The sequence below is a fragment of the Pseudomonas algeriensis genome, from assembly GCF_048847255.1.
In the GTDB taxonomy this organism is placed as follows: Bacteria; Pseudomonadota; Gammaproteobacteria; order Pseudomonadales; family Pseudomonadaceae; genus Aquipseudomonas.
The window spans coordinates 74,520-89,328 of sequence record NZ_JBKKRK010000019.1 but is presented as its reverse complement, the minus strand read 5'-3'; the positions used below and the strand labels follow the sequence as shown (position 1 = coordinate 89,328).

13 protein-coding genes are annotated in these 14,809 nt (G+C 61.5%); 6 read left to right on the top strand and 7 right to left on the bottom strand.

Annotated elements, in window-relative coordinates; translation table 11 throughout:
* Positions 1 to 6 precede the first annotated feature (6 nt).
* Positions 7 to 594 carry a UPF0149 family protein gene (locus tag ACLK1G_RS22550; RefSeq protein ID WP_420767418.1) on the bottom strand — a complete coding sequence of 196 codons (588 nt, stop codon included), beginning with the start codon at positions 592 to 594 and terminating at the stop codon, positions 7 to 9.
* 327 nt (positions 595 to 921) lie between these two features.
* Here ACLK1G_RS22550 and recQ point away from each other — a divergent pair, with 327 nt between their 5' ends.
* From recQ to ACLK1G_RS22535, 3 genes are all read left to right on the top strand, one after another.
* Positions 922 to 3,048: a DNA helicase RecQ gene (gene recQ / locus ACLK1G_RS22545; RefSeq protein ID WP_420767417.1), complete on the top strand. Its 2,127-nt coding sequence runs from the start codon at positions 922 to 924 to the stop codon at positions 3,046 to 3,048.
* A 117-nt stretch (positions 3,049 to 3,165) separates the two neighbouring features.
* Positions 3,166 to 3,600 (top strand): MarR family transcriptional regulator, encoded by a 435-nt coding sequence (locus ACLK1G_RS22540; protein ID WP_003199001.1) that lies wholly within the window; start codon positions 3,166 to 3,168, stop codon positions 3,598 to 3,600.
* Between the two features lie 111 nt (positions 3,601 to 3,711).
* Complete coding sequence (locus ACLK1G_RS22535) at positions 3,712 to 5,685, top strand: FimV/HubP family polar landmark protein (protein WP_420767416.1); 1,974 nt, start codon at positions 3,712 to 3,714, stop codon at positions 5,683 to 5,685.
* A gap of 136 nt (positions 5,686 to 5,821) precedes the next feature.
* On the opposite strand, the gene ACLK1G_RS22530 is transcribed toward ACLK1G_RS22535, so the two are convergent.
* Positions 5,822 to 8,023: a patatin-like phospholipase family protein gene (locus ACLK1G_RS22530; protein ID WP_420767415.1), complete on the bottom strand. Its 2,202-nt coding sequence runs from the start codon at positions 8,021 to 8,023 to the stop codon at positions 5,822 to 5,824.
* A 68-nt stretch (positions 8,024 to 8,091) separates the two neighbouring features.
* On the opposite strand from ACLK1G_RS22530, the gene ACLK1G_RS22525 reads away from it, so the two are divergent.
* A complete protein-coding gene (locus ACLK1G_RS22525; RefSeq protein WP_420767414.1) occupies positions 8,092 to 8,379 on the top strand; it encodes an Rdx family protein in 288 nt (95 codons plus the stop codon).
* Between the two features lie 6 nt (positions 8,380 to 8,385).
* Here the strand turns inward: ACLK1G_RS22525 and ACLK1G_RS22520 are convergent, their stop codons facing one another.
* Together ACLK1G_RS22520 and ACLK1G_RS22515 are read right to left on the bottom strand one after the other, a co-directional pair.
* Positions 8,386 to 9,276: a DMT family transporter gene (locus tag ACLK1G_RS22520; protein WP_420767413.1), complete on the bottom strand. Its 891-nt coding sequence runs from the start codon at positions 9,274 to 9,276 to the stop codon at positions 8,386 to 8,388.
* Between the two features lie 92 nt (positions 9,277 to 9,368).
* Positions 9,369 to 10,118, bottom strand: coding sequence for a helix-turn-helix transcriptional regulator (locus ACLK1G_RS22515; protein WP_420767412.1), 750 nt, complete (start codon positions 10,116 to 10,118; stop codon positions 9,369 to 9,371).
* Between the two features lie 136 nt (positions 10,119 to 10,254).
* On the opposite strand from ACLK1G_RS22515, the gene ACLK1G_RS22510 reads away from it, so the two are divergent.
* Positions 10,255 to 11,073, top strand: a complete 819-nt coding sequence (locus ACLK1G_RS22510) for a UDP-2,3-diacylglucosamine diphosphatase (protein WP_420767411.1) — start codon at positions 10,255 to 10,257, stop codon at positions 11,071 to 11,073.
* Between the two features lie 54 nt (positions 11,074 to 11,127).
* Here the strand turns inward: ACLK1G_RS22510 and ACLK1G_RS22505 are convergent, their stop codons facing one another.
* Positions 11,128 to 11,712 (bottom strand): HD domain-containing protein, encoded by a 585-nt coding sequence (locus ACLK1G_RS22505; RefSeq protein WP_420767410.1) that lies wholly within the window; start codon positions 11,710 to 11,712, stop codon positions 11,128 to 11,130.
* A gap of 11 nt (positions 11,713 to 11,723) precedes the next feature.
* Complete coding sequence (locus ACLK1G_RS22500; RefSeq protein WP_420767409.1) at positions 11,724 to 12,035, bottom strand: Mpo1-like protein; 312 nt, start codon at positions 12,033 to 12,035, stop codon at positions 11,724 to 11,726.
* A 199-nt stretch (positions 12,036 to 12,234) separates the two neighbouring features.
* Between ACLK1G_RS22500 and ACLK1G_RS22495 the strand changes: the two genes are divergently transcribed.
* Positions 12,235 to 13,290 carry an AraC family transcriptional regulator gene (locus ACLK1G_RS22495; RefSeq protein WP_420767408.1) on the top strand — a complete coding sequence of 352 codons (1,056 nt, stop codon included), beginning with the start codon at positions 12,235 to 12,237 and terminating at the stop codon, positions 13,288 to 13,290.
* On the opposite strand, the gene ACLK1G_RS22490 is transcribed toward ACLK1G_RS22495, so the two are convergent.
* Complete coding sequence (locus ACLK1G_RS22490; RefSeq protein ID WP_420767407.1) at positions 13,247 to 14,701, bottom strand: TrkH family potassium uptake protein; 1,455 nt, start codon at positions 14,699 to 14,701, stop codon at positions 13,247 to 13,249. The two genes, ACLK1G_RS22495 and ACLK1G_RS22490, sit on opposite strands and share 44 nt — an antisense overlap.
* Positions 14,702 to 14,809: the final 108 nt, after the last annotated feature.

Below are 14,809 nucleotides of genomic sequence, written 5' to 3'. Positions count from 1 at the left end.
GGTGACTCAGTGGTGGCGAGGCTTGAGAATCGCCGGCTTCTCGTCCGGTGCGTTGCACAGCAGGTACAGGGCCGTCAGCGCTTCCGGGATCTGCACGATCATGTCGTCCATCAGGTTCGCGTCCTTGGCAATGTCTTCGAACTCCGGTTGCTCGTCGAACAGGCCGGAACCGACCATGATCGGCAGCAGCATTTCGCTGACTTCTTCCTCGGCGGTTTCGAACCAGGCGGCTTCGCGCAGGAACACGCCTTCCATGAAACCGATGCACCAGCCGCGCAGTTCCGAATCGTCCGGGTCGTCGCCCAGGTCCAGCTCGCACGGCAACTCGAATTCCTCATCGGAAGCCAGTTGACGCGCGATGTGGGCCTTGAGGCCCACCAGCGTGGCTTCGATTTCAGCGCGCTGGGCTTCGTCGGCGTAGTGCGGTTCTTCGGCGAACAGGGCGTCGATCCACTCACGATCGGGCACCGATTCCGCGCAGATCGACAGGGCAGTCAGATAGCCATGAGCGGCCACGTAATCCAGCGCCTCTTCGTGCAGCTCATCGGCGTCGAGGAAGACTTGCAGGCGGGTCAGTTGCTCAGCGAAGGACATTACGGGCTACCTTGGGGAATAAACAATGCGGGAATTCTAGGCCTTCTTGAGCGCTCAGGCCAGCCGCGTGGTGGATTTGCCTCTTCGTTGGCCGGGCATGACTCAATGTCAGGGCGATCTGTGGCAGGTTTGGGCCTTGTCCAACATTCGCCGCTAGCGCCTCTTGTCAGCAACCCCCTTCGCAACGAAGCCCTCGGGTATACTGCCGCGTTTTGTGATGCCCTGCGGCGTCCCGCCGGTTCGAAACGCCCACTTACGATTTGTCGGTGCAGTCTTTTGGATTCTGAACCAGCCTTGCAGGGATGTTTTGGTGATTTTGGAGTTTCTATGCTCGAACAGGCTCAACGCGTTCTCAAGGACATCTTCGGCTACGACAGTTTCCGTGGCCGCCAGGGTGCCATTATTGAGCGCGTGGCCAGCGGTGGCGATGCCCTGGTGCTCATGCCCACCGGCGGTGGCAAGTCCTTGTGTTTCCAGGTGCCCGCGCTGCTGCGCAATGGTCTGGCGGTGGTGGTTTCGCCGCTGATCGCTTTGATGGATGACCAGGTCGCCACGCTTGAAGAGCTGGGTGTCGCCGCCGCATCGCTCAATTCCACCTTGAGCGCCGAGCAGCAGCGGGACCTGGCGGCGCGCATCAAGCGTGGCGAGGTGAAAATGCTGTACCTGGCGCCGGAACGCCTCGTGCAGCCGCGCATGCTGGCTTTTCTACAGGGCTTGGAAATAGCCCTGTTCGCCATCGACGAAGCCCACTGCGTGTCCCAATGGGGTCATGATTTCCGTCGCGAATACCTGCAGTTGGGGCAACTGGCGGAGCTGTTTCCCGATGTACCGCGGATCGCGCTGACGGCCACCGCCGACAAGCGTACCCGTGAAGAAATCATTGAGCGGCTGCATCTGCAAGACGCCGAGCGATTCCTCTCCAGTTTCGACCGCCCGAATATTTTCTATCGCATCGTGCCCAAGGAGCAGCCGCGCAAGCAGTTGCTGGCGTTCCTCGCGGAGCGGCGCAGCGACGCGGGCATTGTCTATTGCCTGTCGCGCAAGAAAGTCGAGGAGGTGGCGGCGTTCCTCAGCGAACAAGGTTTCCCGGCATTGCCCTATCATGCGGGGCTACCCAATGACTTGCGGGCCTATCACCAGAAGCGCTTTCTCAACGAAGAAGGCTTGATCATGGTCGCCACCGTGGCGTTCGGCATGGGCATCGACAAGCCCAACGTGCGTTTCGTCGCTCATCTTGACTTGCCCAAGTCCCTCGAGGCCTATTACCAGGAAACCGGGCGTGCCGGTCGTGACGGTTTGCCGGCGGATGCCTGGATGGCCTACGGCCTGCAAGACGTGGTGATGCTCAAGCAGATGCTGCAGAACTCGGAGGGCGATGAACGTCACAAGCGGTTGGAGCAGCACAAGCTCGACGCGATGCTTTCACTGTGCGAAGAAACCCGCTGCCGACGCCAGACCCTGCTCGCCTATTTCGACGAAGAAATGCCCCAGCCTTGCGGGCACTGCGACAACTGCGTCGATGGAGTGGAGACCTGGGACGCCACCGAGCCTGCCCGCCAGGCACTCTCGACGATCTATCGCACGGGCCAGCGTTATGGCGTGGGGCATCTGGTCGATGTGCTGCTGGGCAAGGACAACGAGAAGGTCCGTGGCTTCGGTCATCAGCACTTGTCAGTGTTTGGCGTGGGCAAGGCCCGCAGCGAAAGCGAATGGCGGTCATTGTTCCGGCAACTGGTGGCCCGCGGGCTGGTGGACATCGACCTGGAAGGCTACGGCGGCTTACGCCTGAGCGCGAGTTGCCGCCCCTTGCTCAAGGGTGAGGTCACCCTGGAGCTGCGCCGCGACCTCAAGCCCGCGACAGCGGTCAAGAGCAGCAAAAGCCAGGCCAGCCAACTGGTGCGCGGCGAAGAGCGCGATCAGTGGGAAGCCTTGCGCACCCTGCGTCGCAAGCTGGCCGAGGAACACGGTGTACCGCCGTATGTCATCTTTCCCGATTCCACTTTGCTGGAAATGCTCCGCAGCCAACCGACTTCCCTGGCGGAAATGGCCCGGGTCAGTGGTGTCGGCGCGCGCAAGCTGGAGCGTTATGGCGAGGCCTTCCTCCAGGTGTTGGGCGGCGAAGCCGAGACACCGCCAGCGGTGGCCGATGTACGCCACGAACTCATCACCTTGGCTCGAGCCGGCATGACCCCGCTGCAGATTGCCGGACAGTTGCAATGCTCGGAAAAGAACGTCTACACGATGCTGGCCGAGGCCATTGGCGAACAACAGCTGTCCCTGGAGCAGGCGCTGGATCTGCCTGAAGAATTGATGGGCGAGGTTCAGGATGCGTTCCTCGATGGGGAGGGCGAGTTGCCTCCCGTATCGGAAGTTGCCGCATTGTTTGTAGGACGTGTCCCAGAAGGAGTTTTGTATTGCGTCAGGGCTGCATTGCAATCGGAATTTGAAGTCTGATCAGCCAGTTACATTCCTTTAACGATTCACTACAGTGCGAGCCTTGCCTGAACCTCAAGCTCATGCTTAGCTGACTAATAATTAGTTTTTCTCTATTTCAGATTTGATGAGTTTTTTATGCCTTTGACCGATCAACACCGTTTTGGCATGCAGTTGGCGCAAATGTCCCGAGGCTGGCGCGCCGAACTGGATCGTCGTCTCGCCGGGCTGGGCCTGTCCCAGGCGCGCTGGCTGGTGCTGCTGCACCTGGCCCGTTTCGAACAGGCGCCGACCCAACGCGAGTTGGCCCAGAGCGTCGCCGTTGAAGGCCCGACCCTGGCCCGCTTGCTCGATAGCCTGGAAACCCAGGGGCTGGTGCAACGCCAAGCCGTGGCCGAAGACCGTCGGGCCAAGAAAATCGTGCTGTGCGCCCCGGCGTTACCGCTGATCGAACAAATCGAAACCATTGCCACGCAGTTGCGCCGGGAGTTGTTCGAGGGCGTCGATGAAGCGGACATGCGGGTTTGCATGCGGGTTCACGGCACGATCCTGGCCAACCTTGAAAAATCCTGAGGCATATCCCTGGCATCCGACTTTTGAGATTCGACGGTTAGCGAACTATAACCAGTACTAAGCGATCGTATTGGAAGCGTTTCGCATAGGTCGTTGATCAAAGGGATACCCATGCTTGAAAGTTTGCAGTCCACGTTGCGCAGTTGGATCAACGTGTCGGTCGTCGTGGGTGTCCTGGGATTTCCAGCCCTGGCGTCGGCGCTGGGGCTGGGTGAGATCACGCTCCATTCCGCTCTGAACCAGCCGTTGCGCGCCGATATCGCCTTGGTTGACGCGGCGGGCCTCAGCGAGGGCGACCTGTCCGCCAGCCTGGCGGGGGCGGAGGATTTCAGTCGTGCGGGCGTGGAGCGGGTATTCTTCCTCAATAATTTGCGCTTTACCCCCGTGCTGCGTGGCGGGCGCAGTTTCATTCGGGTGACGTCCAGCAAACCGGTGGAGGAGCCGTTTCTCAACTTTCTGGTGCAGCTCAATCAGCCCAACGGGCGTTTGTTGCGCGAATACACCGTGTTGATCGATCCACCGGGCGCGCCCGGCATAGCTCCGTCTGTTGATGAGCCTTCCGCCCCGGCCGAAACAAAGGCAGCCATCAAGCCGCCTCCGGCCACACAGGGCAAACGCTACACCGTGGTGCAGGGCGACAACCCTTGGATCATCGCCAAGCGCCTGCACGATGCGGGCAGCAATGCATCGGTCAATGAACTGATGCAGGGGATTCAGGTCTTGAACCCCGGCAGCGAGCGACTTTCCATCGGCCAACGCTTGTTGCTTCCCGATTCGGCCATCCTGCCTGCTCCAGCCCAAAGTCCTGTCAGCCCGGCTCCCGCCGCGCCCGACAATAATGCCGAGCAATTGGCAGCCAGTGTGCTGCAAGGCCAGCAGCAACAGCAGACCATCGAACAACTGCAAGCCAGGATCCAGGCTCAGGACCAGGAAATCGCCGCTCAACGCCAGCAGATCAGCGATCTCCAGGCGCAACTGACCCAGGCATCGTCACCTGAGATCACCTCGGAACTTGCTCCGGAACCTGCCGAATCAACCGAACCCGCCGAAGCCTTGCCGATGGACGAGACAGCACCAGCGACGCAAACCGAAGGCGTCGACTGGTTGTGGGTAGGGGGATTGGTGGGGCTGGTTGGGTTGCTTGCGCTTTTGCTGTTCCTTCGTCACCGTCAACAACAGGAAGTGACGAGGCCTGTGCCATTGGCCGAGCGTCCGGACCTGGCCCTGGATGACGACACCGAAACCTATGCCGAGAGTGCCGACAAAGAGCATCCCGAGGTCGCCTCGTCGTTCAACAATGGCGATGCGCCTTTGGGAGACGTGCTCGAGGGCGTTGGGATCTACCTGACGTATGGCCGTTTCACTGAAGCCGCGGGGCTGCTGCGCGCGGCACTGCTGGCCGAGCCGGACCGTACCGACCTGGGCCTCAAGTTGCTGGATGTATTGGGCAAGCAGGGCGATGTGATCGGCTTCCAGGCCCAGGAGAGCCATTTATCGGCCCAGGGCGTCGATCGCCAGGCACTGGAAGACGTCCGCAGGCGTTACCCCAGGGTCACCCTCGTTAATGCTGCGACGCAAACGCCGACAGAACCCCAGGCACCAGTGCCCGCGCCGAAACCTGTGGCCGCGCCCAGCGATGAGTTCGAGTTGAACCTGGATGGACTTTCCCTGGAGAACAGCTGGGACCTGGCCGATGACCAACGGGCATCCCCAGAGCCCCCAAAACCGCCGGCCGCTGCCGCCGATACGCTGACCCTATCGGGCTTCGATGAGACGGACCTGCAATGGGGCGCGCCGTTGGAAACGGAGTCGTTGGACGATGATTTCCTCGATGGGTTTGCCGATGAGGAGCAAGCGCTGGAGTTGGAGCCAGCGCCCGTTGAACCCGAATTCGAATCCCTCTCCCTCGAACCTGTCTCCTTCGAACCGCACACATCGGAGCACTCGGAGAAACTCGAAGAAGCCCAGAATTGCATCGACGAGGGCGATCTGAAGAGCGCCATCACGTTGCTGGAAGAGCTGCTGCAAGAGGGCGATGAACCGCTCAGGGAAACCGCCCGGGTTTTGCTCGCCGGGATTCGCTGAGGCGATTGCAAGGCCGACGGGAATCCTGTGTGGGGGCGAGCCTGCTCGGGATGACAGTTGTGTATTCACAACCAGTGCTAGCCGGTCTACCGCATTCGGGAGCAGGCTCGCTCCCACTAGGTAGGGGCTGTGTTCTTTAGAACGTCTGCCCCAGGTTCAAATACACCGCCTGCTCATCGTCGTCATTTACGCCATAGCTGAAGTTCAAGGGGCCCAGCGGCGTGTCGAAACCCAGGAAAATACTGGCGGCGTTGATGTAGCCACTGTCGAACTCGTTGTCGTTGTTCCAGGCCCGACCACGCTCCAGCGAGCCGCCGATATACAGCGGGAAATCCAACGGCAGGTAGGCCCGAGGCGTGAGCCTGCGGTAATACACGGCGCGCATCAGGCTCATGTTCTGGCCGGATATCCCGTCCTCGCGAAAGCCTGATAATTGCCGAGCGCCGCCGAGGACAAAACTGGAGGTCACTACTTCGGCGGTATCGAGGGTGCGGCCGTAGCGACCACCCAGGATGAACGTGTCCGGGCCGCTGCTCAGGGCCTTGTCCAGTTTGAATTCCCATTGGCGGTAGCGCTGGTCCGAACCCAGGCCCGGTTCGTACTGACGCCAGGACAAACCGATGTCTTCGCCTTCGTGGGGGAAGTACACGTTGTCCAGGGAGTCGAAGGAGTACTTGAGTTCGTAGAATCCCTCATTGAAATTTTCGCTGGGCTGGTCGTGGTCGCCGATGCGCACGTCGGCCTTGCCCCAGGCCTGGCCGACACCGAAGCGGATCTCCCCGCTGTTGCCGATCTGGCGACCCAGGTTCAGACCAAAGCCATAGCGCTCGACCCTGTACTGGGCCACCGGATCGTTGTCGAGGATCGAATCGACGTTGCGCGATTCGAACCGTCCATAGGGCGCGACGAAGTAGCGCGAGCCGACATCCAGCGGTTGGTAGAACTCGCTGTACAGCTCCTGTTTGTCGCCGATCTGCGCCCGGGTCAGCCATTCCGCACCCAGTCGATTGATGCCGTTGACCCGATAGCTGGCGCCAAGGTTGAAGGCGCTGTCGCCGCGCATGTCGTCCGACAGGCTCAGGCCCACGCGCAGGTAATCGGTGCCGGTGCGTCTGCCCCGGGCATTGATCACCAGCGTGTTGTCCGCGCCCTTGTGTACGACGCGGTATTGCACCTGCTCGAAATAATCCAGGCCGTACAGCGTGCCCATGTCGGTTTGCAGGCGCCCCAGGTCCAGCGGCTCGCCGATCTTCTGGCGAATGTAATAGCGGATCACGTCGTCACCGACTTTCGAATCGTTTTCCACCCGGATCGCGGTGATGACCGGGGTGCGCTCGCTCGGGGTGCGCGCCGCCAGCAGTTCGGCGTCGGCCGGCTCGGCGGGACGCAAGTGCGCCAGGCGCGTTTGGAGTATCCGTGTGGCGCGGTAACCGGCATCGACTATTTCCTGCGCTCGTCCGAAGTCGGTGGAACCGAAGCTTGCCAGGGCTGGTTGGATCAACACGTCATCTTTCCCCAACGTGGCCAATTGCTCTTCGGAGTTGCGCCGGGTCATCAGCGTCGTTGACTGATTCAACACGTCCACCACCGTGACCAGTTGCTTGCGGGTGCGCAGTGGGGTGCCGATATCAACGACGATGGCCACGTCCACCCCCATTTCCCGAGCCACATCCAAAGGGATGTTGTCGGTCATGCCACCGTCCACCAGAAGGCGGCCGTCCAGCTCCACCGGCGCAAACACGGCCGGAATCGACATGCTGGCGCGGATGACCTTGGGCAGGTGGCCCTTGCGAAACACGACTTTTTCACCGGTGGCGATGTCGGTCGCCACGGCGCGGAAGGGGATCGGCAGTTTGTCGAAGTCCCGGGTATCACTGGCGTGGGCCAGGAGGCTTTCGAGCAGCAGGGCCAGGTTCTGTCCCTGGATCACTCCCAGCGGCAGGCCGAGGCTGCCGTCGTCGCGAAAGCTCAGTTTCTGCTTGACCAGGAAATCCCGGTCATCCTGCTTGCGCCTGAAGGGTACGTCCTTGCGCGGCGGGGCATCGGACAGGGCTTGTTGCCAATCAATGCCCAGGGCGAGTTTTTCCAGCTCGTCGATCTTGTAGCCCGAGGCATAGAGGCCGCCGATCACCGCGCCCATGCTGGTGCCGGCGATGGCGTCGATCTTGATGCCTTGTTCCTCCAGGGCCTTGAGCACGCCGATGTGGGCCAGGCCACGGGCCGCGCCGCCGGACAGTACCAGGCCGATCTTCGGGCGCGATGTTTCGACGGCGGGCTCGTTGGCCTGGCCGAGCAGGGGCAATAGCAAAAGTAGCAGGCAAGGCAGCAGGCGGCGCATCGTCAATTCCGGGTAGGCAATCAGAGGCGAGTAGTATAACGACGCCTTTGCAACCAGGAGTTGATCCCATGACCGCGCAGAAACCGGAAATCGTCATCACTTATTGCACACAGTGCCAATGGCTGCTGCGTGCCGCCTGGTTGGCCCAGGAACTGCTAAGCACGTTCGGCGACGACCTCGGCAAGGTGTCCCTGGTACCAGGCACCGGTGGGGTTTTCCACATTGGCTGCGATGGTACCCAGATCTGGGAGCGCAAGGCGGATGGAGGTTTTCCCGAGGCCAAGGTGCTCAAGCAGCGGGTCCGCGACCAGATCGACCCGGAGCGCGACCTGGGGCACAACGACAGAATCCAGTGACCGGGCTCAGTGAGACGGGGCCTGGGCGCCGGCGCTGGATTTCTTTGTGCCGTCCAGCTGGCTCGACACCACGATCGCAACGATGATCAGCGCGCCACCGAGCAACATGCGCAGGGTCGGGTCTTCGTCGAACAGCAGCCAGGCGATGGTGATGCCGTAGACCGGCTCCATGGCGAACACCACCGCGGCGGTGCGGGCCTTGATCACCGCGAGGCTGGCGACGAACAGGCTATGGGCCAGGCCGGTGCAGAACACCCCGAGCAGGCCGATCCACAACCAGTCGAGCGGACGAACGTCGGCCAATTGCGGCGCGGCCATTGGCAACAGGCAGAGTCCGACCACGACGTTCTGGCACAGCGCGGCCTGCACCGGGGGCACGTGTCCGGAACCGGCGCGATTGGTCAGTGATAACAACGAGAACAACAGCCCCGAGGCCACCGCCCAGAGCAGCCCGGTGGTAGCGCCGCTCGCCAGGTCGAAGGTTGGCGTGACCAACACCAGGCCGACGCTCACCAGCACCACCAAGAGGATTTCGTTGGCGCGGATGCGCTCGCGGAAAATCAGCCCTTCAAGCAGCACCGTAAAGGCCGGAAAACTGGCGAATCCCAGGGTGGCGATCGCAACGCCGGCGACTTTCACCGAAATGAAAAAACTCACCCAGTGCCCGGTGAGCAACAGCCCGCCAAGCAGCAACCTGCGCAGGTCCCGGCCCCGCAGCTTTTCCCAGCGGGTAGGGCTGGCGAACCGGGCAAACGCCGCCAGCGCCAGCACGGCGAACACCGCGCGACCAAACACGATGACGGCCGGCGAGGCTGCGGCGAGCTTACCGAACACGCCGGTGAGGCCGAACATGAGTGCGCCGATGTGCAGGGCGCCGAGGGCGGTACGGGGTGTCATTGCAATCCTTGTTCAACGGTGGGACGTTCGGCTATTAAGCCCGCTGCCAAGCGCCTTCGTCTGTCGCGATCCTAGCGATTTTTAGCGCGAGACTAGCGCGGTTGCCGGAGCTTGCCCGGCGGGACGCCGAATTCGCGCTGCACGGCTGCGGCAAAAGCGCTTTGCGAGCTGTAGCCAACGCGATGGGCGATCTCGCCGATCGCCAACTGCGAGTCACGCAGCAGCTCAAGCGCCTTGTGCAAGCGGCGGCTGCGGATGTATTCCATCGGTGTCTGGCCGCATTCGGCGACGAAACGGGCATGCAGGCGAGCACTGGAAAGCCCTGCGACTTGCGCCAGGTCCGCTACCTGTAGCGGATAAGCGGCATATTGGTCGATGTGAGCGTTGAGCGCCGCGTAGGGCAGGCGCCGGCCACCGGTGGTTTCCAAACGCCCGCCGTTGAGGCTGGCCAGCAACAGTACCGCGCCTTGCTGTGCAATCACCGGGTCGTCCACCGGGCTGCCCGCCAACCAACTGACCAGTTGGCTTTGCCCCGCATCCAGGGGCAGGCGGGTGTTGTTGTCGAGTAATCGGCGGCTGGCATCGGCATGGTCGCCCAGGCATTGCCCGATCCATTCATCATCCGGCACGTCCAGTACCAGGCAACGGCTGCCCCGTGGGCTGCCGCACGCATGATGAGCACCGGCCGGTACCACCACGAAACTCTGCTGCACCACCTGGCTGCCACGCCCTTCGACTTCGAAGTCCAGCGCGCCAGACAACCCGAACACCAGTTGCGCGTGGTCGTGGCTGTGGACAATCAGATCGTGGCTGTAGTGGCGTAGCGTGAGGATCGGTCTCATCGCAGTCTCCCTTGTCAGGCGGCCAGTCTACACCGAGGGCGCGGCGCCCCGCGCTGTCATGTAATCGACTTATTGCTGTCACGGAGCATTAACCGCTCGGGTGCACTGTGGTGAAAACGATCAGAGGGTTGCCCCCATGACCAGCGCCGAGCTCGCCAGGCCCAGCCGCAAGCAACGTGTACGCACCCTTTGGATTTCCGATGTGCACCTGGGCACTCGGGATTGCCAGGCCGAACACCTGTCGCACTTCCTCAAGGGCTACCACGCCGACAAGGTCTATCTGGTGGGCGATATCATCGACGGCTGGAAACTGCGCAGCGGCATGTATTGGCCCCAGGCCCATACCAATGTCATTCGCCGCCTGCTGACCATGAGCAAGCGCGGCACCGAGGTGATCTATGTCACCGGCAACCATGACGAATTCCTGCGGCGTTATTCGAAGCTGATACTGGGCAATATCCAGTTGGTGGACGAAGCGGTGCACGTCACCGCCGACGGCCGGCACCTGCTGGTGATCCATGGCGATCAGTTCGATGTCATCACCCGTTACCACCGTTGGTTGGCGTTCCTTGGGGATTGGGCCTACGAATTCACCCTGACGCTGAACCGTTGGCTCAACCATTGGCGGGCCCGTTACGGCTACGGCTATTGGTCGCTGTCGGCGTACCTCAAGCACAAGGTCAAGACCGCCGTCAGTTTTATCAGCGATTTCGAAGAAGCCATCGCCCATGAATGCGTGAAGCGTGAGTTGCACGGGGTGGTCTGCGGGCACATCCACCATGCCGAGATTCGCAAGGTGGGCGAGGTGGAATACCTTAACTGCGGCGACTGGGTCGAATCCTGCACGGCGCTGATCGAACATTGGGATGGGACGATCGAGCTGTATCGGTTGGCGGACGCCCAGGCGCGGGAGGCGCTGCTCAAGGCTGAATTGAAAGTGGCTGAGCCTGCCTAGAGCGCCGGCCTGTCTATCCACCCATTTAGAACCCGTGGCTGCGTCTGCAAGAATTCAGGGCTGTTCGGCCATCGCCGCCTTGTAGATGGATTGCTTCGGCGCGGCGAACACCCTTTCCAGCATCGGCTCGAAGAAGCTCAACGGCAGCGTGTCGTATTCGGGATCGAACGCCGCGGCGTCGTATTTCGCACAGAAGTCGATGGTCGCCTGGTACTGAGGATGTTCGCAGAATTGCTCGCGCAAATGCCGGTCCATGCCCAAGTGATGGAAAAAGTAGTAGCCCTGGAAAATACCGTGTTTTTCCACCATCCACAGGTTTTCGGCGCTGACGAACGGCTTGAGGATCGCCGCGGCGATGTCCGGGTGATTGTAGGTGCCCAACGTATCGCCGATGTCATGAAGCAGGGCGCAGACCACGTACTCCTCGTCCCGCCCGTCGCGGTAGGCGCGCGTGGCGGTTTGCAGGGAATGGGTCATGCGATCCACCGGGAACCCGCCAAAATCGCCGTCGAGCAATTTCAAATGAGCGAGAACCCGACCCGGCAGCTGCCGCGCATAGGCGCTGAAGTCGGCCGCGATGATCGCCCAGTCTTCCTGGGTCCCGTCCTGCATGTGGGTGAAGCGTGCGTGAGAATTCATTGACAGCCCTCCTAGAACGCGACTTTGCCCAGCAGCATGTCGCGGTACATGACAAAGTCACCGAGCAGGCTGTAAAGGGGATGTTGGAAAGTGGCAGGACGGTTTTTCTCGAAGAAAAAATGCCCGACCCAGGCGAAACCGTAGCCCGCCACCGGCAGGGCGACCCACAGCCACCAGGCACCGACCACCAGCGCCGTGGCGAAAACCAGCAGGACCAGGGAGGTACCGATGAAGTGCAAGCGTCGGCAGGTGCTGTTGCGGTGTTCGCTGAGGTAGTACGGATAAAACTCGGCGAAGGTGTTGAATCGTTTAGTGTTTTCCAAGACTGCGGGCTCTTTGGTTATTGTTCTGGCGACCGGTGTTTCATGGCTCATGACCAAGTCTAGAGCGGCCGTTCGCAACGGCCAGTGACAATCAGCGCCACTCTAGTGTCCTGTCTTACAAATACTGTTCGTATGACAGGACACTGATATCCTCCGCAAATCCAGCCGTACCCTGCGGCTCGTCATGCAAGTAAACGTCATGAGCGAACGAACCACTTCTTCAAGCTGGGCGATGGGGATTGTCAAGGCGTTGGAAATGGACGGCCTGGACTGTCGGGCGCTGTTCAAGCAACTGGGGCTGGATTTCGAGGCGCTGGACGATCCGGATGCGCGCTTTCCCCAGGATTCGATGACACGGCTCTGGCAGCTTGCGGTGGAGCAGTCGGGCAATGCGGCCATCGGCTTGAACATGGGCAAGGTGGTGCGCCCGGCATCGTTCCATGTGGTCGGTTACGCGTTGATGTCCAGTCGGACGCTGGCCGAAGGGTTCCGCCGGTTGGTGCGTTATCAACGAATCATTGCCGAAAGCGCCGACTTGAGCTTCCGCCATTTGGATGAAGGGTATGGGCTGATCCTGACGGTGCACGGCGACCACCTCCCGCCCACCCGGCAAAGTGCCGAAGCGTCCCTGGCTTGCGCGCTGGCCTTGTGCAGTTGGCTGACCGGGCGCACTTTGCATCCGGTGAAAGTGCTGTTCCAAGGCAACGAACCCGTTGACGTTGCACCTTATCGACAGGCCTTCGGCGCGCCGCTGGTTTTCGACGCACCCTACGATGCGCTGATTTTCCAGCAGGACGACATGGAAACACCACTGCCCACGGCCAACGAGGCCATGGCGCTGTTGCACGACCGGTTCGCGGGGGAATACCTGGCGCGGTTTTCAGGCAGCCGCGTGACTCACCAGGCGCGGCAAGTGCTGTGCCGGTTGCTGCCCCAGGGCGAGCCCAAGCGTGACGTGGTGGCGCAGACGCTGCACTTGTCCCAGCGCACCTTGCAGCGGCGCTTGCAGGAAGAGGGCACCAGTTTCCAGAGTTTGCTGGACGACACCCGACGCGAACTGGCCGAGCAATACCTGGCGCAACCCAGCATGACCTTGCTGGAAGTCGCCTACTTGCTTGGGTTTGCCGATCCGAGCAATTTTTTCCGGGCCTTCCGCCGTTGGTTCGGTACCACGCCCGGCGACTATCGGGCGCGGGGCGTGGCCAAGCCGGTCAGTGACGCCAGAACGCAGGAATACACAGCACGAACACCGTGATGATCTCCAGCCGGCCCAGCAACATGCCGCCTGAGAGGATCCACTTGGCCGCGTCCGGCAGCGGCGCGAAGTTGCCGGCCGGGCCGATTGTCTCGCCGAGCCCAGGGCCGACGCCGGACACGGTACTGGCCGCGCCGGTCAACGCTGTCATCCATTCCACGCCCAACAGCGACAACAGCAGCGCGATCACGCAGATGGTGATGGCGAAGAAGAACGAGAAGGTCAGGATCGAGCGCACGATTTCTTCATCGAGGCGATGGCCGTTGTATTTCTGCTTGATCACCGCACGCGGGTGGATCAGTTGGTTAAGGTTGGCCCGAAGCAGGATGTAGGCGACCTGGAAGCGGAAAATCTTGATTCCGCCGGCGGTCGAGCCCGAGCAGCCGCCGACGAAACCCAGGTAGAAGAACAGCATCAGTGAGAAATTGCCCCAGAGGCTGTAGTCGCCCAGGGCGAAACCGGTGGTGGTGACGATGGACGTCACGTTCAGCGCCACATGCCGCAGCGCGTCGAGCCAATGCAGGTCGGTGGTCGCCCAATACCAGGTGCCAAGCACCAGCCAGGTGACCAGCAGCACGCCGATAAGCCCCTGGACTTGCTGGTCCTTGATCAGCGCCCGGCGATTGCCCCGCAGCGTCGAGACATACAAGGCGAACGGCAGGCTGCCGAGGATCATGATCACAATAGTGACCCAATGCACCGCTGGCTGGGTCCATTTGGCCAGGGACAGGTCCGAGGTGGAAAAACCACCGGTGGAAATCGCCGACATCGAATGGTTGATCGCATCGAACAGGCTCATCCCGGCCCACCAGAGCGCCAGCGTGCCGAGAACCGTAATGCCCACATAGGACGCCACGATCAGCCGCGCCACCATGTGCGAGCGGGGCATGACCTTTTCCGAGCGGTCGGACGACTCGGTCTGGAACAGCCGCATGCCGCCGATGCGCAACAGCGGCAGGATCGCCACGGCCATGCCGATAAAGCCGATGCCGCCAAGCCAGTGCAACAGCGATCGCCACATCAGGATTCCGGGCGACATCGTGTCCAGGCCGCTCAACACCGTCGCGCCGGTGGCGGTAATGCCTGACATGCTTTCGAAGAACGAATCGGTGTAGCTGATGTGCTGGGTCAACAGGAAGGGGAGCGCGGCAAACACACACACCACCAGCCAACTGCTGACGGTCAAAAGGTACATGTCCCGGGGCCGAAGATGGACGTGCTCGGGGCGTCCGGGAAGAATCAGTGCCAGACCGGCGACAAAAGTAATCATGCTTGACCAGAGGAACGATGGCAGGTCGCCGGTGCGCTCGTAGACCAGCAACGTGGCCATCGGCACGACCATGAAGATCGCCAGGGTGATCAGGAAGATGCCGATGATGAAACCAATGATCCGCAGGGTCGGCAACGCCATGAAGTCCGCTCGGTCTGAAAGAGGAAAGGGCGCCATTCTACCTGCGACAAGCGGCGTGTAAACCGGCGTCCGGCGTTGCCTGTCTCTGAATTCGGGCTAACGGATTGA